A 22,375-nucleotide genomic window follows, 5' to 3' on the forward strand; every position below is an offset into this window, starting at 1 on the left:
GCACTCCGCCCTCCAGGGGGGTGCCACCGCGCGTGCGGCGACGGCTCCGCGGCGTACGCGCGGCACGCTCGCGGTCGGCGCCGCGGGAGTCGTCACGGCCGCCCCGGCCGCCGCGACCGCGTGCGCCGCGGCCACCGGTCTCGCCGAGGTCCTCCAGCTCCTCCGCCGCCAGGCCGGCGCGCGTGCGCTCCGAGCGGGGCAGGACACCCTTGGTGCCCGCGGGGATCTTCAGCTCCTCGAAGAGGTGCGGGGACGTGGAGTACGTCTCGACCGGGTCGTTGAAGACCAGGTCCAGCGCCTTGTTGATCAGCTGCCAGCGCGGGATGTCGTCCCAGTCGACCAGCGTGATCGCCGTGCCCGAGGCGCCCGCGCGGCCGGTGCGGCCGATGCGGTGCAGATAGGTCTTCTCCTCCTCGGGCGACTGGTAGTTGATGACGTGCGTGACGCCCTCGACGTCGATGCCGCGCGCGGCGACGTCGGTGCAGACGAGCACGTCGACCTTGCCGTTGCGGAAGGCGCGCAGCGCCTGCTCGCGGGCGCCCTGGCCGAGGTCGCCGTGGACCGCGCCGGAGGCGAAGCCGCGCTGCTGGAGCTGGTCGGCGAGGTCGGCCGCGGTGCGCTTGGTGCGGCAGAAGACCATGGCCAGTCCCCGGCCCTCGGCCTGCAGTATGCGCGCGACCAGTTCCGGCTTGTCCATGTTGTGCGCGCGGTAGACGTGCTGCGCGATGTTCGCGACGGTCGCGCCCTGGTCGTCCGGCGCGGTGGCGCGGATGTGGGTGGGCTGCGACATGTAGCGGCGCGCGAGGCCGATGACCGCGCCCGGCATGGTCGCCGAGAACAGCATGGTCTGGCGCCTGGCCGGCAGCATGTTGATGATCTTCTCGACGTCGGGCAGGAAGCCCAGGTCGAGCATCTCGTCGGCCTCGTCGAGGACGAGCGCCCTGATGTGCTTGAGGTCGAGCTTCTTCTGGCCCGCGAGGTCCAGCAGGCGGCCGGGGGTGCCGACGATCACGTCGACGCCCTTCCTGAGGGCCTCGACCTGGGGCTCGTAGGCCCGGCCGCCGTAGATCGCGAGGACGCGGACGTTGCGCACCTTGCCCGCGGTCAGCAGGTCGTTGGTGACCTGCTGGCACAGCTCGCGCGTGGGGACGACGACGAGCGCCTGCGGGGCGTCGGTGAGGGCGTCGGGTCCGGCGCGGCCGGCCTCGACGTCGGCGGGGACGGTCACCCGCTCCAGGAGGGGGAGGCCGAAGCCCAGCGTCTTGCCGGTGCCGGTCTTCGCCTGGCCGATGACGTCCGTGCCGGAGAGGGCGACGGGGAGGGTCATCTCCTGGATGGGGAAGGGGTTGACGATACCGACGGCCTCCAGGGCCTCGGCCGTCTCGGGGAGGATTCCGAGCTCTCGGAAAGTCGTAGTCAGGGTGCTGCCTCTTCTGTGTACGCGGTGCGAGGCGAGCGCGGGGGTCTTGACGGACCGTGCCGGGGACGTCGGCTGCCGTACGGTCGGGCCGTAAGGCACGGGACCACTGACGACGCTCTAGCGCTCGTACCGCTGAGGGTGTCCCTCCGGTCGCCGTACGCATCAGTGCCGTACGGACGGGGAGGGCTGTCGGGTCGGAGCCGATCGGGCCACCGACCGGGCATCCTCATAACGTGCGGCCCGTCGGATACATCGCAGTACCCAGCAGGCGCATTACCACCATACCCCGGAAACGCGCACATGCGATGGCCGAATTGGTCACGTAGTCGTCGTCACAGTGATTGACCAGGGACTTCCGAGGCACCGCGAGCGGGCTATTGTGCGCTTCATGACGACGCCTGACAACATCCCCGACGCCGCCGGCTCCGACCCCACGGTCGCCCACACCGGGGTCGCCGCCCAGGACTGGGCGCGGGCCGCCGCCGACCCGCAGTACCGGGCCGCCGTCATCGATCTGCTCGGCGCGCTGGCCTACGGCGAGCTGGCCGCGTTCGAGCGCCTGGCGGAGGACGCCAAGCTGGCGCCGACGCTGGCGGACAAGGCGGAGCTGGCCAAGATGGCGTCGGCCGAGTTCCACCACTACGAGAAGCTGCGCGACCGGCTGACCGAGATCGGCGCGGAGCCCACGGAGGCGATGGAGCCGTTCGTCGCCGCGCTGGACGGCTTCCACCGGCAGACGGCGCCCTCGGACTGGCTGGAGGGGCTCGTCAAGGCGTACGTCGGCGACTCGATCGCCAGTGACTTCTACCGGGAGGTCGCCGCCCGGCTCGACGCGGACTCGCGCGCGCTGGTGCTGGCCGTCCTCGACGACACCGGGCACGCGACCTTCGCCGTGGAGAAGGTGCGGGCCGCGATCGACGCCGACCCGCGCGTGGGCGGCCGGCTCGCGCTGTGGGCGCGGCGGCTGATGGGCGAGGCGCTGTCGCAGTCGCAGCGGGTGGTCGCCGACCGCGACGCGCTGTCGACGATGCTCGTGGGCGGGGTCGCCGACGGCTTCGACCTGGCCGAGGTCGGCAAGATGTTCTCGCGGATCACGGAGGCGCACACCAAGCGGATGGCCGCGCTCGGACTCGCGGCCTGAGGCCCGCCGCCCGGGACGCCTGCGCCACCGGCGCGGACAGGCGGGGTCGGTGGCGGTCGGGAGCCTGCCGTGCGGGTCGGCCCCGCGTGTCCGGGCCTCGCCGGCCCCGTGCGCCCGGGGCCGGGCTCCCCGAGGAGGCGACGGGGATGTCCAAGGAGTCGCAGGCCCCGCGCGTCCGGGGTCGGCGCACGGCAGGACCGCGGGGACGCGGCGGCGTCACGGAGACGGCGGCCGCTTCCCGGGGTCTACGCGGTCGCCGAGTGCCGGCCGAGTCTTCCCGCGGGGCGGACCAGCAGGGAGAGCGAGGCGGCGGAGACGACCCCGGCGCCGACGAGGATCACCAGCAGGTTGCCGAAGTCCAGTGCGCTGTGGGTGAGGAACGCTCCGAAGAGACCGCCCGCCGCACCCGTCGACAGGACCAGCGAACGCACGGGCATGCGGTGCGGCAGACGGTGCGCCGCGGCCCATGCCAGGGCCAGGCCGAGGATCGCGGAGCTGAGCGCTTCCAAGAGCATGCTGGGGTCCCTCCCACGTGGCCGACCTGCACGAAACGGTCGTAGCCCGTCATACCCCTGACCTGCGAAATCCAATCCTCCCCCGGGAGCGGCCCGTCCGCCGTCCGAGGAGGGCGCCCGAGGACCCCGGGACCCTGAGGCACCCGAGACACCCAGACACCCAGACACCCGAGACCCCGCCGGGACACCGAGGTCGGCGGGGGCACCGCGAACCCCGCACGGGCCCGACGCTCCGCGGGGCCCGACAACGCCGCGGGGGCCCGGCGACCACCGGCCGCCGGGCCCCCGCGTACCCCGCCCTCGCGGCGGATGCGCCTACAGCGCGCCGAAGCCCACCTTGCGCGGGGCCGGCTCACCGAGCTCGACGTACGCGAGACGGTCGGCCGGGACCAGGACCTTGCGGCCGTGCTCGTCCACGAGGCTCAGCAGCTGCGACTTGCCCGCCAGCGCCTCGGACACCGCCCGCTCGACCTCCTCGGCAGTCTGACCGCTCTCCAGAACGATCTCGCGGGGCGCGTGCTGCACGCCGATCTTGACCTCCACGGCTATGTCCCTCCGACGGTCAGTGAAGTGCGCGACCTTCCGCGCCGTACCAGCACACATTAGCCCGGTGAGGGGACCCGTACGCTCCGCCGAAGAACGCCAGGAGCGAACAGCGCACGGGAACATCCGCCCGGCACGCGTCCCGTCAGTGCTGCTCGGTGCCGTGCAGCGGGAAGCCGGCGATGCCCCGCCAGGCCAGGGACGTCAGCAACTGGACCGCCTGGTCGCGCGGGACGCTGCGGTCGCTGTGCAGCCAGGAGCGCGCCACGACCTGGGCGAGTCCGCCGAGGCCGGAGGCCAGCAGCATCGACTCCGCGCGCGAGAGGCCGGTGTCCTCGGCGATGACGTCGCAGATGGCCTCGGCGCACTCGAGGGTGACCTTGTCCACCCGCTCGCGCACCGCGGGCTCGTTCGTCAGGTCCGACTCGAAGACCAGGCGGAACGCGCCGCCGTCGTCCTCGACGTACGCGAAGTAGGCGTCCATCGTCGCCCGCACGCGCTGCTTGTTGTCGGTCGTCGACGCGAGCGCGTGCCGCACGGACTGGATCAGGGACTCGCAGTGCTGGTCCAGCAGGGCGAGGTAGAGGTCGAGCTTGCCCGGGAAGTGCTGGTAGAGCACCGGCTTGCTGACCCCGGCGCGCTCGGCGATGTCGTCCATCGCGGCAGAGTGGTAGCCCTGCGCCACGAACACCTCCTGGGCGGCGCCCAGCAGCTGGTTCCGTCGGGCACGGCGCGGCAGGCGCGTGCCTCGCGGGCGTGCCGCCTCTGTCTGCTCGATGGCTGTCACGCCGCCTCCCAAAGTCGTCCTCATGCGGTGTGCGCCGCGCGGCCATCGTACTTTTCGGTAACCCCGGTGTGCGCGGTGCGAGCGCAGAATTTCACGGACCGGACGGTGACGAAAGCCTCGCAGAAGGTTTGAAATCAGGCTGGAAGGGGCAGGGGGATTGCTCATTTCCGCTCAGGGGCACCGCATTTCGCACAGGACGGAGCCGCGGTCCGCGCGCCGCCGGACGGCCGCGAGCGGTCACGTCACCGGTAGTCGTCCTCGTCGGTCGCGACGACGCGGGCCTGCTCGGCGAGGTCGCCCTCGTCGGCCCGGTCCCGGTCGGCGCCGGTCAGCGGGTCGTCGCGGTCGGACCGGACGTCCGCCCGCTGCTCGGCGGCGTCGGCCGCGGGTGCCTCGACGCCGAGTTCCGGCGCGTCCTCCGTGGCATCGACGTCCTCGTAGTCCCCGGGGTCCCTGGGCTCCTCGTGCGCGAAGCTCTCGGGGTCGGTGGGGTCGACGGCGGCCATGGCGGGCTCCCTTCGTAGGACGTCCCCGTGGGGCACGACGTCCCCGGGCGCGGCAGGGGCCGTATCCGGGTGCCCTGCGTACGAGCCTAGGGAACACCGGATCGGGACGCCATGCGGTCGGCGGGGGCGCCGCGACCGCTCGGGCCGCTCCCGGAGCGGGCTCCGGAGCCGGTTCCCCCTTCCGCCGGTTCCCGGCGCGGGCGCCGCCGCGTTCCGGCCGGCCTGTGACGGCGAACACATGAACCAGGGCGTGATCGTCTCGTAACATTGCCGCATGTCTTCGACCGAGCTGCCCTCCGTGCCGGCCGCCAACGTGCTCCCCAAGGTGGCGGCCGTCAGGGTCGCGGAGGGGGAGCGGCTGCGATCGGTCGGGCTGCCCGGCGTGACGCTCACCGTCCGGTCGAGGCCCCCCGCGCGCGAAGGGCTGCCGCCCGCCTTCTACGTCCACGGCCTCGGCGGTTCCTCCCAGAACTGGTCGGCGCTGATGGAGCAGCTCGAAGGCGACGTCGACGGCGAGGCCGTCGACCTGCCCGGCTTCGGCGACTCCCCGCCACCGGACGACGGCGACTACTCCCTCACCGCGCACGCACGCGCGGTGATCCGCTGTCTGGACGCCTCCGGCCGCGGTCCGGTGCACCTCTTCGGCAACTCGCTCGGCGGCGCGGTCTCCACGCGCGTCGCCGCGGTCCGCCCGGACCTGGTGCGTACGCTCACCCTCGTGTCGCCCGCGCTGCCCGAGATCCGCGTACAGCGCAGCGCCGTGCCCACCGGCCTGCTCGCGGTGCCCGGCGTCACCGCCCTGTTCACCCGGCTCACCCGGCAGTGGACGGCCGAGCAGCGCGTCCGCGGCGTGCTGCAGCTGTGTTACGGCGACCCGGCGCGCGTCTCGCCCGAGGGCTTCGGCGACGCGGTCCAGGAGATGGAGCGCCGCCTGCAACTGCCGTACTTCTGGGACGCGATGACGCGCTCCGCGCGCGGGCTGGTCAACGCCTACACGCTGGGCGGCCAGCACGCCCTGTGGCGCCAGGCCGAGCGGGTGCTCGCACCCACCTTCCTCGTCTACGGCGGACGCGACCAGCTCGTGGGGCACCGCATGTCCGAGCGGGCCGTGCGCGCCTTCCGCGACTCCCGGCTGCTGAGCCTTCCGGAGGCCGGGCACGTGGCGATGATGGAGTACCCGGACGTCGTCGCCCGCGCGGTCCGCGCGTTCCTCGCGGAGGCCGGTGACGGCCGCGGTGACGGCGGCGCCGACGCCCTGCCCGCGGGTTCGGGAAGCTGAGGCGCGACGTGGGACGTCACAGCCGCCGCGGGCTCGCCAAGCGCGACGCCGCCGAGACCGACGCACGACAGGGCTCCGAGGCCGGCCCCTCCGGCCCACCCGCTCCCCGGCGCACCCCGGCGCCCGACGGCGGTCCTCGCCGCGCCGAGGGCACGCCCCCGCACGGCTTCCCCCGCCTGCCGGACGGCACCCCGGCGCACGGTTTTCCGCGTCTGCCGGACGGCACGCCCGCGCACGGCTTCCCCCGCCTGTCCGACGGCACGCCCGCGCGTGGCGTCCCGCAGGCCCGGGGCGGTCACCCGGAGCAGCGTGAACCGGGCGGCGGCTGGGGCGAGCCGAGGGGCCGTACCGGCATCGCTCACGGCGCCGCCGCCCCGCCCGCGACCGGTGCCCCGGTGCCCCGCCCCCGGCGGGCCTCGCGGTCCGAGGGCCCCCGCCAGGAGTACGTCGCCGCCTTCGAGCCCCGCAGGACCGCCACCGCGTACGCCGCCGATTCGTCGGCCGCCGACCCGTACGCCTCCGCGGCCGACCGGGGCGCCGGGGGCGGTGCAGGGACCCTCCTCCGCGACGCGCCGCCCGTGGACGGCCCCGAGCCCGCCAAGGGCGGCAAGGGCCGGGCCTTCACCGGGATCGCCGCGGCGGCCGTCGTCACCGTGCTGGCCGTCGTCGTCACCGGACAGGTCGCCAAGGGGCGCCAGGACGCCGGCGGGCAGCCGCAGTCCGCCGCGGACGGCGTGCGCGACACCCGGGACCCGGCCTCGCGCGGGGAGGGGCGGCCGACGCCGTCCGAGTCGACGGGCGCGGTGCCGCTGACGTACGACCAGAAGATGGCCGAGACCTACGCCCTCGCCGCCGACTTCGAGGGGCCGGGGAAGTTCGACGCGATCGGCGGCACCGACAAGGTCCCCTCACGCGGGCAGAAGTTCACCTACCGCGTGGACGTCGAGCGGGGGCTCGGGCTCGACGGCGAGCTGTTCGCCGAGGCCGTGCAGAAGACCCTCAACGACAACCGCGGCTGGTCCCGCGACGGCGCCCGCACCTTCCAGCGCGTCGGATCCGGCCGCGCCGACTTCGTGATCACGCTGGCCAGCCCCGGCACGACCGCGGTGTGGTGCGCCAAGTCCGGGCTCGACACCACCGACGACAACGTCTCGTGCGACTCCGCCTCCACCGAGCGCGTCATGGTCAACGCCTACCGCTGGGCCCGCGGCTCCGAGACGTACGGCGACCGGATCCACGCGTACCGGCAGATGCTGATCAACCACGAGGTCGGCCACCGGCTCGGCTTCGGCCACGTCAAGTGCGAGAAGGACGGCGATCTCGCGCCGGTCATGCAACAGCAGACCAAGTTCCTCGACCACGACGGGATCAAGTGCCGGCCCAACCCCTGGCCCTCGCCCCGGAGTTGACGGGTGACGCCCATGTCACACCGACAGGGGCGTCGTGATTTCCTCATCTCCGCCATGGCTTTCACCCGCTGACCAGGCCACGCTTTCCCGGTGGTCCGGTGGTCCGGTGGTCCGGTGGTCCGGTGGTCCGGTGGTCCGGTGGTCCGGTGGCGCGGTGGCGCGGTGGCGCGGTGGCCCGGTGGCCCGGTGGCCCGGTGGCGGGGCAGACGTCCGCCCGTTCCGCAGATCCTTGACCTTCTGCACGCGCTCCGCGCGGAGACCGGCGTGGGGCTGCTCCTGGTCACCCACGACGTCGGTGTCGCCGTGGAGAGCGCCGACGACGTCCCTGTGATGCGGCACGGGCGGGTCGTGGAGCGCGGCCCGGTGGCCGACGTGCTCAGCGCGCTGGTACAGCCCTGCACCCGTGAACTCCTCGGCGCTGTCCCGCGCGTGGACACACCGCGGGCCGTCCGCGGGCCGTCCGCGAGGCGTCCGGGGCCCGCGGTGAGCCGGTGTTGGAGGCCGTCACTTTGCGGCGCGACTTCGGGTGCGACAAGCGGGCGTTCACGGCCCTGGACGACGTGGCGCTCACCGTGCGCCGCGGGGAGACCCTCGGCGTCGTGGGGGAGAGCGGCAGCGGCAAGGGCTCCGGGCAGCATGCTCGTCGGGCTTCTGGAGCCCGCGGCCGGGGAGGCCCGCCACGACGGGCACGCGCGCGGGAGCGTCGATCCGGCCGTGCAGACGGTCTTCCAGGACCCCGTCTCCTTCCTCAACCCCCGCCGCGGCGGGGGCGAGTCCATCGCCGACCCGCTCCGCGCGCGGGGCGAACCCGAGGAGGGGCGCATCCGGGGGCGGGTGCGCGAACTCCTGGAGCGCGTGGAGCTCGAAGCGGCGCACCACGACCGGTACCGCCCGAGTTCAGCGGCGGACAGCGCCGGCGCGTAGGGCATCGCGCGGGCGCTCGTGGCCGATCCGCGGCCGATCCGCGGCCGACCCGCGCGTCGTCGCCTGCGGCGAGCCCGTCTCCGCGCTGGACGTCACCACGCAGGCCCAAGTGGTCGCGCTGCTCGGCGGGTCGCAGCGCGAAACTCGGCCTCGCGCTGGTCTTCATCGCCCGCGACCTCGCCGTCGAGCGCCAGGGTCAGTGACCGGGTCGCGGTGATGCGCCACGGCCGGCTCGTCGAGTCGAGACCGGCCGACGAGGTGCACGACGACCCGCGCGACCCGTACACCCGGCGGCTCCTGGCCACCGTACCGGCGCTCGATCCGCGGGTCGCGGCGCGGCGGGGTGCGGAACGCGCGCAACTGTCCGCGGTAGGACCATCGGACGAAGACCGCCCCCGCACCGCCGCAGAACCGGTTCACCAGTGACGATGCGTGCCCGTCCGCTCTCCTAGCGCGACCGAACGCGGCCCGCACGGGAAAGTTACGACCGTTCACCCCTTTTGGTGGCGCGATGGACAACCGTCCGTCGCGCCACCGCCTTGTCCGCATACGTTCGTCCCGCTGTGGGCCGCCGGAGGAACGGCGGCTCCCTTACGGAGATCGGGGGTGTACACGTGCGCATCGGACTGATTGCGGAGGGTGGTTACCCGTATGTGAGCGGTGACGCCAGACTCTGGTGCGACCGGCTCGTGCGCGGGCTCGCGCAGCACGAGTTCGATCTCTACGCGCTCAGCCGCAGCGAGCGCCAGGAGGACGAGGGGTGGATCCCGCTGCCCCCGCAGGTCGGCCGGGTGCGCACCGCCCCCATGTGGAGCGCGGACGACGACGGCGTGGTGCACGGCCGCCGTGCGCGCCGGCGCTTCGCCGAGCACTACGGCGAGTTGGCCGCCGCGCTCTGCGCACCGGCGTCCGAGGGGCGCACGGACCCCTCCGCCCCTGAGGCGGACCGTTTCAGCAACGCGCTGTACGGGCTCGCCGACCTCGCCCACGACGAGGGCGGCCTGGTGGCGGCCCTGCGCTCCGAGACCGCGGTGAGCATCCTGGAGCGGGCCTGCCGGGCGCCGGGAGCCCCGCGCCCGGCGCGCGAGGCGCGCGTGCCCGAACTCCTCGCGGTCGCCGCGCACCTGGAACACGCCCTGCGCCCCCTCTCGCTCGACTGGTACGGCGACGACGGCCTCGGCTCCGTCGACCTGTGCCATGCCACCGCGGGCGGGGTGGCGGCCCTGCCCGGACTGCTCGCCCGTCACTTCGCCGGCGTACCGCTGCTGGTGACGGAGTACGGCGTCCGGCTGCGCGCCCACTACCTGGACGCACCCGAGGCCCCGCCCCCCGTGCGCTCCCTGCTCGCCGCCTTCCACGGCCGCCTCGCCGCCGAGACCTACGGCCGCGCCGCGCTCGTCACCCCCGGCAACGGCCACGCCCGCCGCTGGCAGGAACGGTGCGGCGCCGACCGCGCGAAGCTGCGCACCGTCTACCCGGGCATGGACGCGAGCCGCTTCGCGGACGTCGGCGAGACGGCCGCGTGCGCGGACCCGGGCGCGCTGGTCTGGGTCGGCCGGGTCGAACCCGCCAAGGACCTGGTGTCCCTGCTGCACGCCTTCGCCGAGGTCCGCAAGGAGGAGCCGGCGACGCGCCTGCGGATCGTCGGTGCCCCGGCCGGCCCCGAGGGCGCCGCCTACCTCGCCCACTGTCGTTCCCTCGCCGCACAGCTCTTCCCCGACGAGGCCGACGGGCCGCACCGGGCGGGCGACAACCCCGTCTCCTTCGAGGAGATCGGCGGCCCCGAGATCCCGTCACCGGCAGACGCGTACGCCTGCGGCGCGGTCACGGTCCTGTCCAGCGTCGTCGAGGGCTTCCCCGTCGGACTCGTCGAGGCCATGTTCTGCGGCCGGGCGACGGTGTCCACCGACGTCGGCGCCGTGGTCGAGGTCATCGGCGGCACCGGGCTCGTCGTACCCCCGCGCAATCCGCGGGCGCTCGCCGAGGCGTGCGTGGCGCTGCTGCGCGACCCCGAGCGCCGTGAGCGCCTGGGTGCGGCCGCACGCGCGCGTGCCCTCGAACTGTTCACCGTCGAGCAGAACATCGCGGCATTTCACGGCATTTACCTGGAGATCGTCGCACGCACCCCCGTCCGCCGGGTCGTCCTCGACGGGAGCGGCGAGCCACTGCCGTTCGCCATGCCCGCCGAGGCCCACATCCCCGGCCGCTGGACCGAGCGCCCCGCGCGCGTGACCGCACGCGGCGGCCCGGCACACCCGCCCGTCCGCGCGACCGCGGCACCGGAACCGGAGGGAGCGCGATGAGCGGGCTCGGCGGACTGGACCGCCCCGAAGCGCCGACCAGCCCCGGCGCCTGGGGCGAGCAGTCCGGGGAATGGCTCACCACCGACGGCGAGCCCGGACCGGCGCCCCGGCGGGCCCGCCGCGCGGGCGCCGCCGACCCGGTCAAGGCGCTGATGCACCGTCACCGTGACCTGTGCGCCCGCGCCGTGGACCCCCTGGAGATCGCGGCCGGCCTGGAGGCGCACGGCGTCACCGACCGCACCGCGGCCCGCTTCCTGCACCGGGACGTCTTCTCCCTGGCGGAGGAGATGTACGCGCGCGTCCCCCGCGACGACGAACAGCCCGCCGACCCCGCCCCCCTCACGCCGCCCCGCGCGCGGGCCGTCTGGATCCTCCTCAGCCTCCTGCCGGGCGCCTTCTGCGCGGCCACCGTGGCCGGACTGCACCTCACCCAGGGCCGGCCCCGCCAAGCCGTGGCCGCCGCGGGCGCTCTCGCCGTGATCCTCGCCCTGCGCGCGGCCCTGCACCGCGGCCCGCTCGCCACCCCCCACCGCGCCCCCTCGGCCACCACCCGCACCTGCTGGCTCCTCGCGTACGCCGTCCTCGGCGACGGCCTCCTCCGGGCAGCCGTCGCGGGCGGCCCCGACGCCCTGCCCACCGGCGCCGCGGGCGGCCCCTGGCCCCTGACCACGGCCCCCCTCCTGGCTCTGGCCCTCTCCTGCGCCCCCGCCGCCTGGTGCACCCACCTCCTGGCCGTACGCGCCCGCCGCAGACTCTCCGCCAGCCGAGCCCTCCAGGACTTCGCCACCTCGGCGAAACCCCTTCTCCTGGGCGCCTTCACGCTCTACCTGGCCACCCTGACCGCACTTCTCACCCTGACCGCGGCGGCCCTGGACGAACCTCCCGCCTACGCCCGCACCCTCACCCTGGGCGCCCTGCTCTTCCTGGCCCGCCTCCTCACCGTCCACGGCTTCACCCAGGCCCCCGCCCTGGCCCTCACCGCAGCGGCCTCCGCCGAGGCCACGGCCCTGGCCACGGTGTTCGCGGCCCGCCTCCCCGGCGCCTCCTGGCTGGCCACCCCCACCCAGACCCTGGTCGCCACCTGGGGCACCTCGGCGATCCCGACGATCGCCTGCGGCGCGGGAGCCCTGACCCTCCTGCTCCACGCCGCCCGCACCCTCACCAGAGCGTCAGCCCACGCCCCCAGGCCCGCCCCATGCTGACCCTCGCGAAAGGACCGGCACCAGGCCCCCACGTACGCGCACAGGTGCCACCCCGGGAAGCCCACCCGCGACGAGCGCAGGCGCCACCCCCGGTCGGCCACGCGCGGACAAGCGAGCACAGGCGCAGCCCTCGGGCCGGCCACGCGCGTACGGCGGCAAGGGCCGTGCCCGGGGGTGCCCGCCCGCGGCGTCCGGCGTCCGGCGTCCGGCGTCAAAAGAGGCTGCACCACCCATCCCGGGGCCCCGCCGGACCGAGGACGGACACCCCCGGCACGGCCCCGCACCACAACGCACCGCACGGGCGCGACCCAAGCCCCCAGACCGCCACCGGCATGAAGCCCTCATGGACCACCACAGGCACCACAGACCGACACAGGCGCCGAGGCACCCCCACCGGCACCCCACAGCCCCGCAGGACCCACCGCACACCCCGCCCAGGCCCCCGGCCCCAGGCACCACGTGGAAGAAGGAGAACCCCCAAATGATCACCTCCCGATCCGACCACCGCTCGGCCCCGGGAGCCGTCCGATGAGAGTCCTGCTGATCGGAGCCAACGGCTACCTGGGCCGCTTCGTAGCCGACCGCCTCCTCGCCGACCCCGCCGTCCAGCTCACCGCCCTGGGGCGGGGCGACGACGCCGACGTCCGCTTCGACCTCGCCTCCGGCAGCCCCGGCGCCCTCACCCGCTTCCTCGACGCGGTCCACCCCGGCGTCGTCATCAACTGCGCGGGCGCCACCAGAGGCGGCGCCCGCGAACTCACCCGCCACAACACCGTCGCGGTGGCCACCGTCTGCGAGGCCCTGCGCCGCAGCGGCTGCGGTGCCCGCCTGGTCCAGATCGGCTGCGGCGCGGAGTACGGCCCGAGCCAGCCCGGCTCCTCCACGGCCGAGGACGCCGTCCCCCGCCCCGGCGGCCCCTACGGCGTCAGCAAACTCGCCGCCACCGAACTCGTCCTGGGCTCCGGACTGGACGCCGTAGTCCTGCGCGTCTTCTCACCCGCAGGCCCCGGCACCCCCGCCGGCTCCCCGCTGGGCCGCCTCGCCGAAGCGATGCGCCGCGCCATGCAGTCGGGCGACGGCGAGCTCAAGCTCACCGGCCTGGGCGCCCAGCGCGACTTCATCGACGTCCGCGACGTCGCCCGCGCCGTGCACGCCGCGTCCCTCTCCGCGGCCCAGGGCGTCATCAACATCGGCTCCGGCCGCGCCGTACGCCTGCGCGACGCCGCCGCCGTCCTCGCGCGCGTGGCCGGCTACGGCGGCGCCCTGCACGAACTCGACGGCCCCCCCAACCCGTTGCGCGCGACGATCGGCCACCCCCGCCCCGACCCGGACCACCCGGCCCACACCGCGCACCCCCCTCACCCGACGCACGCCGCCCACGCGACGCACGCCGCCCACAACGCACCCATCGCCTACCCGGACGGCTGCGGCAGCTGGCAGCAGGCCGACGTACGCACGGCGCGCGACCGCCTCGGCTGGCGCCCGCGCATCAACCTGGAGGAGTCCCTGGGCGACATCTGGATGGAGGCGGCATGCCGCATCTGACCGGCACCCAGGCCGACAGGGCGCACACGGGCCTGCACACCGGCCTCGGCATCCCCGGCTACGCCCACCCCCTGCTCGCACCCGGCGAATGGGGCGAACTCACCCGTCCGGGAACCCCCGTGCACTGGGCCGTCCTCGACGTCGCCGACGGCCCCGGTACCCGCCCCGACCCGCACTGCCTGGAAGCTGCGGGCCGCCTGCGCAACGCGGGCGTACGCGTCCTCGGCCGCCTGAACGCCGCCCGCCCGGTCGCGGGCGGCCCCGCCGAACTCCGTCTCGGCACCGCACGCCCGCGCCGCGGCGACCCCCGCCCACACGTCGCACGCGGCGACCGGGCCTTCGGCGAGCTCATCTCCGAGGCCCGGCGCTACGCCGACTGGTACCGCGTCGACGGTTTCCTCCTGGACCACTGCCCGAGCGACCGGGCCCGGCTCCCGGAGATCCGACGCACGATCACCACCCTGCGCGCGCTGCGTGACAAGGCCCACATCGTCCTCGGTCACGGCACCCACCCCCACCCCGGCTACGCCGAGTGCGCCGACCAGCTCGTCACGTTCCGCGGACCATGGGCGGACTACCGCTGGTCGCAGGTGGCCGAGTGGACCGCCGACCACCCGCCCGACCGCTTCTGCCACTTGGTCCACGGAGTGCCGCGCGGACACCTCGACGAGGCGCTGCGGATCGCGCGCTGGCAGGGCGCCGCGACGATCTGGTTCACGGACCGCACCGACCGGGGCGGACGCACCGACCCCTGGGAGACCATGCCCGGCTACTGGGACGAGATCGTCTCGCGGATCGGAACGGGTGTCTCGGAATGAAAAAGGCCGTGGCAGTGTTACGCGGAGAACAACCGTAGTGATCGACCGACCAACGGAGTCCCCGTGTCGCTGCCACCCCTGGTCGAGCCGGCCCCCGAGCTCACCGTAGACGAGGTTCGCAGGTACTCCCGCCACCTGATCATCCCCGACGTCGGGATGGACGGGCAGAAGCGGCTGAAGAACGCCAAGGTCCTGTGTGTGGGCGCCGGCGGCCTGGGCTCGCCGGCGCTGATGTACCTGGCCGCCGCGGGCGTCGGCACCCTCGGCATCGTGGAGTTCGACGAGGTCGACGAGTCGAACCTGCAGCGCCAGATCATCCACAGCCAGTCGGACATCGGCCGCTCCAAGGCCGCGTCCGCGCGCGACTCCGTCCTCGGTATCAACCCGTACGTGAACGTGGTCCTCCACGAGGAGCGGCTCGAAGCCGACAACGTGATGGACATCTTCAGCCAGTACGACCTGATCGTCGACGGCACGGACAACTTCGCCACCCGCTACCTGGTCAACGACGCCTGCGTGCTGCTGAACAAGCCGTACGTGTGGGGCTCCATCTACCGCTTCGACGGCCAGGCGTCCGTCTTCTGGTCCGAGCACGGTCCCTGCTACCGCTGCCTGTACCCGGAGCCCCCGCCGCCCGGCATGGTCCCCTCCTGCGCCGAGGGCGGCGTCCTCGGCGTGCTGTGCGCGTCGATCGGCTCCATCCAGGTCACCGAGGCCATCAAGCTCCTCACCGGCACCGGTGAGCCCCTGGTCGGCCGTCTGATGATCTACGACGCCCTGGAGATGCAGTACCGCCAGGTCAAGGTCCGCAAGGACCCGGACTGCGCGGTCTGCGGCGACCACCCCACCGTCACCGAGCTCATCGACTACGAGGCCTTCTGCGGCGTCGTCTCCGAGGAGGCCCAGGAGGCGGCCGCCGGCTCCACGATCACTCCCAAGCAGCTCAAGGAGTGGATCGACGACGGCGAGAACATCGAGATCATCGACGTCCGCGAGATCAACGAGTACGAGATCGTCTCGATCCCCGGCGCCCGCCTGATCCCGAAGAACGAGTTCCTCATGGGCACCGCCCTGGAGAGCCTTCCGCAGGACAAGAAGATCGTCCTGCACTGCAAGACGGGTGTCCGCAGCGCGGAGGTCCTCGCGGTGCTGAAGTCCGCGGGCTTCGCCGACGCCGTCCACGTCGGCGGCGGCGTCATCGGCTGGGTCAACCAGATCGAACCGGACAAGCCGGTCTACTGACCGCTCCTCCCGTCCCACCGGCGGACACGCCGAAGCCCACGGCTCTGACGAGTGCAGAGACCGTGGGCTTCGGTCGTTCTCCGGCGGGGAGCGCCCCGCTCAGACGTTGGCGCAGAAGTTGCCGGAGGCCGGGTTCAGCGCGCCGATGACGTTGACGGTGTTGCCGCAGACGTTCACCGGGATGTGGAGAGGCGCCTGAACGAGGTTGCCCGACACGATGCCGGGCGAGTTGGCGGCCACTCCCTCGGCGTTGCTGTCCGCGACGGCGGTGCCGACGGGGACGGCGAGGAGCGCGGTGGTGATGGCAGCCATTGCCGTGGCCTTGCTACGCAGCATGCTGAGTCCTCCATGCGTGATCGATCTCGGACCAGCATTGCCCGGAAGCAGAGGAATGTCCCGCCGCGTCACCCGGTGTGCCTACGGACTTCACCCGTTCACCGCAGCGCCCACGGTCCCCGCCGCTCTCGCCCCGGCCCGCCCTCCGGAGCGGACCCGCCCCGTCAGCCGCAGACCTTGCCGTCCCTCGGCACCGTGCCCTCCAGCAGATACGCGTTCACCGCGGAGTCGACGCAGGAACTGCCCTTCCCGTACGCGCCGTGGCCCTCGCCCTTCCACGTGAGCGTCACGCCGACGCCCTTGCCCAACTCGTCCGCCATCCTGCGGGTGCCCTCGTAGGGTGTCGCCGGGTCACCGGTGTTGCCGACCAGCAGGATCGGGGCCGCGCCCGCCGCACTCACCTCCGGGGTCGCGGACCGCCCGGCCACCGGCCAGCCGTAGCACCAGCCGACCGTGTCCCAGCCGAGCATCGGACCGAACACCGGTGACACCTTCTCGAAGCGCGGCAGCAGTCTCCGCGTCTGCGCGAGCGTCGGCCGCTGCTTGTCGTCCAGGCACGATATGACACGCTGCGACTGGGCCCCCGTGCCGTAACGCCCGGACGGGTTGCGGTCGTTGTACTCGTCGGCGAGCGCCAGGAGCCGGGTGCCGTCGCCCCGCTCGGCACCCTCCAGCGCGCGGGTGAGGACCGGCCAGCCCGCCTTGCTGTACAGCGGTCTGATGATGCCCGTCAGGGCGAGGGTCTCGGTGAGTTCGCGGTCCGAGGACGTCGGCAGCGGGCGCGCGTCGATCCTCTTCAGCAGGGCCGCGATCCTCCGGGTGCCCGACCCGGCGTCCTGCCCGGTCGACCTGAGGTAGTTGTCGAGCGCCCGCTGGAAGCCCCGGGCCTGGTTCTCGGCGTGCCCCGCGGAGTCCGCGCTCGGGTCGGCGACGGCGTCCAGGATCAGCCGGCCCACCCGCTTCGGGAACAAGTGGGCGTACACACCGCCGAGTTCGGTGCCGTAGGAGATACCGAAGTACCGCATCCTCCCGTCGCCGAGGACCTGGCGCATCAGGTCCATGTCGCGGGCGGTGTCGGTGGTCGACACATGGGCCATCAACTGCCCCTCGGCCTTGCGGCAGCTCTGCCCGAAGGCCGCGGCGTCCCGCAGGAAGGCCCGCTCCTCGTCCGGGGTGTCGGGTGTGACGTCGACGGACTCGGACGCCTGGACCTCCTCGTCGCCGCGGCAGCGCACGCCCGCACTGGCGCCCACGCCCCGTGGGTCCCAGCTCACCAGGTCGTAGCGCTTGTTGAGTTCGGCGGTGTACGAGGCGTACCACGGCATCGTCGACAGTCCCGAGCTCCCGGGGCCGCCGAAGTTGAACAGCAGCGAGCCGATGCGGTCTCCGCCGGTAGCCTCGGCGCGGATCAGCGCCAGGCCGATCGTCCTGCCCTTCGGCTTCGACCAGTCCAGTGGCGCCCTGAGCGTCGCGCACCGCCACCCGCCCCCCGGCGCGGGGGAGCCCTCGGAAGCCTTGCACTCCCCCCAGTCCAGTTTCTGCGAGGTCAGCGACGCCGGCAGCGGGGCCGGCCCGTCGGCGGACGTCGGAGGCGAACTCGCCCCTCCCGGCCCGCCGCCGGCCTCGGGGCCGCCCGACGAGCCGCCGCCGCAGCCCGTCGCCAGCAGCGCGGCGGCGGCCAGCAGGGCGGCCCACCGTACGAGACCTGCCATGTCACGTCCCCCCTCACAAGCCGTCCGCACCGTGCCGCGGATGGCGGTCCGACCATGGTAGGCGGAGTGAGAATCAGCCGCGGGACCCTGTGGATAACTCTCTGACCAGCGCATTTACCCCCTGCGTGCTGATCGTTCGCCTCGGCTGCGCGGCCCTCGCGCCTCAGGAGCAGACCGTGCCCGCGGCCGGCACCTTCCCGTCCAGGAGGTATCCGTTCACCGCGCCCTGCACACACCGGTTCTTGCTGTCGTACGCACCGTGCCCCTGGCCCTTGTACGTCATCTCGACGCCGACCCCGTCACCCAGCGCCCGCACCATCCGCCGGGCCCCCGCGTAGGGCGTGGCCGGGTCGCCCGTGTTGCCCACGACGAGGATCGGCGCCGCACCCGGCGCGCTCACGTCGGGATGGTCGGCCGCGCCCGCCACGGACCAGTCGGTGCAGCTGAGCATCGACCAGGCGAGGTAATCCCCGAACACGGGGGAGGCGGCCCGGAACGCGGGCAGCCTCCCCTCCACGAACTCGGTGGAGTAGCGCGGCTTGTCGTCGGCGCAGTTGATCGAGACGTTGGCGGCGGTGATGTTGCTGTACTCGCCGTTCTCGCTGCGCCCGTTCAGGGAGTCCGACAGCAGCATCAGCGTGCTGCCGTCCCCGCCGTACGCCTCCTCCAGCCCCTGGGTCAGATAGGGCCAGAAGTCCGGTGAGTACAGGGCCTGCGCGATGCCGCCGGTGGCGGCCGTCTGGGTCAGCTCCCGCGGGAAGATGCCCTTGATCGGCTTGCGGTCCAGGTCGTTCAGCAGCTTCGCGATGCGGTCCCTGACGTCCTGCGGGGTGTCGCCGATCGGGCAGTCCTCCGTCTTGGAGGTGCAGTCGGCGGCGAAGTTGTCGAGCGCGAGCTGGAAGCCCCTGGCCTGGCCGAGCGCGCTCTGCTCGGGGTTCTGCGTGGGGTCGACCACCGCGTCGAACACGGCTCTCCCGACCTTCTTGGGGAACAAGTGTGCGTAGACGCCGCCTAGTTCGGTGCCGTAGGAGATGCCGAAGTAGTACAGCTTGTCGTCGCCGAGGACCTGGCGCATCAGGTCCATGTCGCGGGCCGCCTCGGTGGTGCGCACGTTGGGCAGCATCCCCTGGGAGTTCTTCTTGCAGGCGTTGTTGAACGCCTTGGTGCTGTTCACGAACTCGGTGCGCTCCGCCGCGTCGTCGGGTGTCCCGTCCTGCTGGAAGTAGGCGTCGAGCTGCTGGTCGTCCTCGCACCGCACGGGTGCGCTGCGGCCGACCCCGCGCGGGTCGAAGCTGACGAGGTCGTAGCGGGTGCGCAGCTTCGCGTAGGTGTCGCCGAAGGCGGGCAGCGTGGTGACGCCCGAGCCGCCGGGGCCGCCGAAGTTGAAGATCAGCGAGCCGATGCGGCGGCTCTCCTCGCCGGTGGACCTCACCCGGATCAGCTCGATGCCGATCGTGTCGCCCTGGGGGTCGCTCCAGTCGCGGGGCGCCTTCATCGTCGCGCACTGCCAGGTGCCGTCGTCCGGCAGCGGTGACGGGCTGCCGCCGCCGCCCTGCGCCTGGTCCGGTGCGGGGCAGTCCTTCCAGTCCAGCTTCTGGGCCGTGAGGTCCTGGTCCCCGGAGTTCTCGGCGCATCCCGCCAGCAGTGCGGAGACCAGCAGGGCGGCGGCGGTCAGGGCAGCGGCACGCGGCCGGGGAGGATTCGCCATGGTCCCATCCTGCGGTCGCCCGGTGCGGGGCGCTCGGGGCGCGGTCCGTACGAGGTACGAAGGGTCCCGCCCCGGCCGCGTGTGCGCTGCCCCCGCGCGCGTGCCGCGCGCCGCACCCCGGCCCGCGTACGCGACCCGGTGGCCGCGCCGGGCTACAACGCGCCCTTGCGGCTGAGATAGTTGAAGGCCAGCCAGCCCGGCAGCACGGGCAGCCACAGGGTCAGCAGCCGGAACAGCAGCACCGCGGGCGCGGCCACCTCGCTGGGCAGGCCGACGGCGATCAGACCGACGGTCAGGGTCGCCTCCACGGCGCCGACGCCGCCCGGGGTCGGTGCGGCGGACCCGAGCGCGTTGCCCGCGAGGAAGACGACCGCGACGCTGGCGATGCTGATCGAGGTGCCCTCGCTGCCGAACGCCCGGATCGAGGCGTCCAGGCACATCACGAAGACCGCGGTCAGCAGCAGCATGCCGCCGATGCCGGTGATCAGCTTCTGGGGCCGCTGGAGGACGTCGAGCATGCGCGGCACGACACCCGCGAACAGCGACCTCACGCGCGTGACGACGAACTTCCGCAGGAAGGGCACCGAGGTGACGACGAGCACCAGCACCGCGACCGTCAGCAGACCGGCGATGACCGTCCGGGACGGCGACAGTGAGGGCGTCTTCTCGGTGCCGGTGAGATAGCCGAAGGACAGCAGCATCAGGATGTGGCAGCCCAGGCCGAACAGCTGGGAGGCGCCCACGCTCGCCACCGCGAGCCCCGGCCGCACTCCCGAGCGCTGGAGGAAGCGCGTGTTGAGGGCGACACCGCCCACCGCGGGCGGCGCGACGATCTTCACGAAGGATCCGGCGACCTGCGCGGCCACGGTCCGCAGGAACGGCACCCGCTCGGGCACGAACCCGAGGAGCGCCAGGGCGGCGGCGAAGTAGCTGGCCGCCGAGAACAGTGCCGCCGCGGCCACCCAGCCCCACTGGGCGTTCGCCACCAGGGGCCCGAACTCGATGTGGGTGAGCTGGCTCAGCAGGAAGTACGCGCCGATGGCACCGGCGATGATGCTGATCAGGGTCCGCGGCCGCACCCGCTCCAGACGGGCCGGCTCGACCGGCGCCTGCGGCCTGATCCGCAGCACCTGGTGGCGGATCTGGCTGAGCAGGTCCTCCTCGCGTGCCTCGTCGAGCGCCTCGTCCATGGCCCGCTTCTCGGCCCGCGCCTGCGCCCGTACGGCCTTCTTGTCCGGCTTGCCGGGCTCGTCAGCCGTTCCCTCGCTGCGGGCCTGCCTGGCGTGCCGCGACGCCTCCAGGACGGCCTCGCGCTCGCGCTCCGCGCGCTCCCGGGCGAGCCGGCGCAGCGTCGCGCGCGTGGCGCGGGTCAGCGCGATGGGCTGGAGCATCGGCAGGCAGTCGGCGACGGCGTCGGGGCCCAGCACGCCCACGGCGGAGGCCACCGCGCGCTCGGCGCCGACCCGCAGGCCGAGCGTCACCAGCAGCTGCGAGATGTCCATGCGCAGCAGCAGGTTGTTCGCCGCGATCTCGCCGATCCGCAGGTCGGTGATGATCACATTGCCGGAACGATCCACCAGGATGGCGTCACCCGCCAGTCTGCGGTGCGCGATACGCCGCGACTGGAGCGCCTCCACCTGGAGCCAGGTGTCCCGCAGCAGGCCGTCGGTGATCTCCTCGTCCGGCAGCGAGTCCACGGTGCGCCCGCCGATGTGCTCGTAGACCAGCATCACGGCGTCCGGGCCGAGCTCCGAGGTGGCGATCAGCTTGGGCGCGTTGGCACCGGCCGCGATGGCCGCGTAGGCGAGCAGAGCCTCCTGCTCCAGAGCCTGGCGCAGGGACTGCAGGCTGCTGCGGGTGGCGAAGCCGCGCAGGGTGAGATTGCGCCACGCGCGGTAGAAGAACCCCTGGGCCTGCTGCTCCCGGTCGACGACCGTCACGTCCAGCGGCGGCCCGTCCTCCAGGGTGACGTGGTAGCGCCGCCCCCGGTCGCCGCTCTCCTGGCTGTCGTAGCCCTCCTCGCGGGCCGCGCTGACCGGACGGAAGCCGACGTGCCGCAGCCCGGCCATCAGGGTCCGCCCGGTGGGCCGCACATTGGGGGAGCCGACCGCGTACAGCGTGCCGTAGGCGATGGTCCAGCCGATCATCAGCGTCAGGATGATCGAGAACGGCGTCGTGTAGCCGGTGACCAGCATGGAGAACGCGTACAGGACCAGCACCGCCCACAGGACCGCACGCCAGCGGGGTCTGCGGGACATGCCGACGGCCGTCATGTACGCGATGACCGGGGCGAGATAGCCGTGCACCGGATCGGTGAGCGAGGCGAGGTCGGCGGGGGAGGGCTGGGTGAGGGCGTCCCTGATGGACTCCGGAGCGGCCCGCGCGACCCACAGATCGGTGGCGAGGGTCACCCCGTGCGCGAGGACGGCGGCGAGGACGCCGTCGGCGATCCGCAGCCCGTCCCGTTTGATCAGCCGTTCGATCGCGAAGGCGACGGGCACCAGCAGGATGGCGATGCTGGAGACGAGCCCGGCGAGCTTGCTGAAGACGTCGGGTGCCTGGCCGGTGCCCTTGTTGATGTCCTGTTCCAGGCCCGAGGTGGTGCCGTGCGCGAAGGCGGCGATGGCGAGCAGCACCGCGATGCCGAGCAGGCCCACCAGGAGCCGCATGAGGTCGGAGGGGCGGTGCACGCGCGCGGGGAGCAGCGGTTCGTCGCCCTCGACCGCGTCGGTGTTCCCCTCGCCGGAGCCGTCCGGGCTCCCGTCACCGACATCCGCGCGGCGGGCCTCCGCGCCGTCGGCACTCCCGGTGTCCCCCCGCTCACCTGCGGTGTCCTTCGTGGCGGCCTCGGAGGCGTCGGGGCGCGGCGAACCCTCAGAGGTGCTTTCCGCCCCCTCCGGGTGCACACCCTGCTGCTTCATCGCCTCTTCTTGGTCTCGTATCACCGGTCACCGCCCGCACGATGGTGGCATGCCCCACCGACAC

The 22,375-nt window shown here is 73.6% G+C and carries 17 protein-coding genes and 1 pseudogene; 9 read left to right on the top strand and 9 right to left on the bottom strand.

Annotation, left to right across the window (positions count from 1 at the left end):
- The coding region (locus tag SZN_RS16310; protein WP_007496300.1) for a DEAD/DEAH box helicase at positions 1-1,519 on the bottom strand (1,519 nt) is incomplete at its 3' end.
- Between the two features lie 289 nt (positions 1,520-1,808).
- Here SZN_RS16310 and SZN_RS16320 point away from each other — a divergent pair.
- A complete protein-coding gene (locus SZN_RS16320) occupies positions 1,809-2,561 on the top strand; it encodes a ferritin-like fold-containing protein (protein ID WP_078508663.1) in 753 nt (250 codons plus the stop codon).
- A gap of 245 nt (positions 2,562-2,806) precedes the next feature.
- On the opposite strand, the gene SZN_RS16325 is transcribed toward SZN_RS16320, so the two are convergent.
- The 4 genes from SZN_RS16325 to SZN_RS16340 all read right to left on the bottom strand — a co-directional run bounded on the left by SZN_RS16325 (position 2,807) and on the right by SZN_RS16340 (position 4,912).
- Positions 2,807-3,076 carry a hypothetical protein gene (locus tag SZN_RS16325; RefSeq protein WP_007496305.1) on the bottom strand — a complete coding sequence of 90 codons (270 nt, stop codon included), beginning with the start codon at positions 3,074-3,076 and terminating at the stop codon, positions 2,807-2,809.
- A 315-nt stretch (positions 3,077-3,391) separates the two neighbouring features.
- Entirely contained in the window at positions 3,392-3,619 is a 228-nt protein-coding gene (locus SZN_RS16330; protein ID WP_007496307.1) for a DUF3107 domain-containing protein, read from the bottom strand.
- A 145-nt stretch (positions 3,620-3,764) separates the two neighbouring features.
- Complete coding sequence (locus SZN_RS16335; protein ID WP_007496308.1) at positions 3,765-4,406, bottom strand: TetR/AcrR family transcriptional regulator; 642 nt, start codon at positions 4,404-4,406, stop codon at positions 3,765-3,767.
- Between the two features lie 242 nt (positions 4,407-4,648).
- Positions 4,649-4,912 carry a hypothetical protein gene (locus SZN_RS16340; RefSeq protein WP_007496310.1) on the bottom strand — a complete coding sequence of 88 codons (264 nt, stop codon included), beginning with the start codon at positions 4,910-4,912 and terminating at the stop codon, positions 4,649-4,651.
- A 274-nt stretch (positions 4,913-5,186) separates the two neighbouring features.
- Between SZN_RS16340 and SZN_RS16345 the strand changes: the two genes are divergently transcribed.
- From SZN_RS16345 to moeZ, 8 genes and pseudogenes are all read left to right on the top strand, one after another.
- Positions 5,187-6,191 (top strand): alpha/beta fold hydrolase, encoded by a 1,005-nt coding sequence (locus SZN_RS16345; RefSeq protein WP_007496313.1) that lies wholly within the window; start codon positions 5,187-5,189, stop codon positions 6,189-6,191.
- A gap of 8 nt (positions 6,192-6,199) precedes the next feature.
- Positions 6,200-7,600, top strand: a complete 1,401-nt coding sequence (locus SZN_RS16350) for a DUF3152 domain-containing protein (protein WP_007496315.1) — start codon at positions 6,200-6,202, stop codon at positions 7,598-7,600.
- Between the two features lie 222 nt (positions 7,601-7,822).
- A pseudogene (locus SZN_RS16355) lies at positions 7,823-8,950 on the top strand (ABC transporter ATP-binding protein); the annotation flags it as partial.
- Between the two features lie 188 nt (positions 8,951-9,138).
- Complete coding sequence (locus SZN_RS16360) at positions 9,139-10,827, top strand: DUF3492 domain-containing protein (RefSeq protein WP_043731097.1); 1,689 nt, start codon at positions 9,139-9,141, stop codon at positions 10,825-10,827.
- Positions 10,824-12,029 (top strand): hypothetical protein, encoded by a 1,206-nt coding sequence (locus tag SZN_RS16365; protein WP_007496323.1) that lies wholly within the window; start codon positions 10,824-10,826, stop codon positions 12,027-12,029. Before SZN_RS16360 ends, SZN_RS16365 begins: the two co-directional genes overlap by 4 nt.
- A 528-nt stretch (positions 12,030-12,557) precedes the next feature.
- On the top strand, positions 12,558-13,574 hold the full coding sequence (locus SZN_RS16370) for an SDR family oxidoreductase (protein WP_007496324.1): 1,017 nt from the start codon (positions 12,558-12,560) through the stop codon (positions 13,572-13,574).
- The gene (locus tag SZN_RS16375; RefSeq protein ID WP_007496326.1) at positions 13,562-14,392 is read left to right on the top strand and encodes a spherulation-specific family 4 protein; all 831 of its coding nucleotides are present in this window, start codon (positions 13,562-13,564) and stop codon (positions 14,390-14,392) included. The genes SZN_RS16370 and SZN_RS16375 overlap by 13 nt, the downstream gene beginning before the upstream one ends.
- 63 nt (positions 14,393-14,455) lie before the next feature.
- Positions 14,456-15,634 (top strand): adenylyltransferase/sulfurtransferase MoeZ, encoded by a 1,179-nt coding sequence (moeZ, locus tag SZN_RS16380; RefSeq protein ID WP_007496328.1) that lies wholly within the window; start codon positions 14,456-14,458, stop codon positions 15,632-15,634.
- A gap of 99 nt (positions 15,635-15,733) precedes the next feature.
- Here moeZ and SZN_RS16385 read toward each other — a convergent pair whose 3' ends face one another.
- The 4 genes from SZN_RS16385 to SZN_RS16400 form a co-directional block, all read right to left on the bottom strand.
- A complete protein-coding gene (locus SZN_RS16385) occupies positions 15,734-15,970 on the bottom strand; it encodes a chaplin (protein ID WP_007496330.1) in 237 nt (78 codons plus the stop codon).
- A gap of 164 nt (positions 15,971-16,134) precedes the next feature.
- A complete protein-coding gene (locus SZN_RS16390; RefSeq protein ID WP_007496331.1) occupies positions 16,135-17,682 on the bottom strand; it encodes an alpha/beta fold hydrolase in 1,548 nt (515 codons plus the stop codon).
- A gap of 163 nt (positions 17,683-17,845) precedes the next feature.
- A complete protein-coding gene (locus tag SZN_RS16395) occupies positions 17,846-19,390 on the bottom strand; it encodes an alpha/beta hydrolase (RefSeq protein WP_007496333.1) in 1,545 nt (514 codons plus the stop codon).
- A 152-nt stretch (positions 19,391-19,542) separates the two neighbouring features.
- Positions 19,543-22,311, bottom strand: coding sequence for a lysylphosphatidylglycerol synthase transmembrane domain-containing protein (locus SZN_RS16400; RefSeq protein ID WP_007496335.1), 2,769 nt, complete (start codon positions 22,309-22,311; stop codon positions 19,543-19,545).
- Between the last annotated feature and the right edge of the window lie 64 nt (positions 22,312-22,375).

The sequence above is a fragment of the Streptomyces zinciresistens K42 genome (assembly GCF_000225525.1).
Classification (GTDB): Bacteria; Actinomycetota; Actinomycetes; order Streptomycetales; family Streptomycetaceae; genus Streptomyces; species Streptomyces zinciresistens.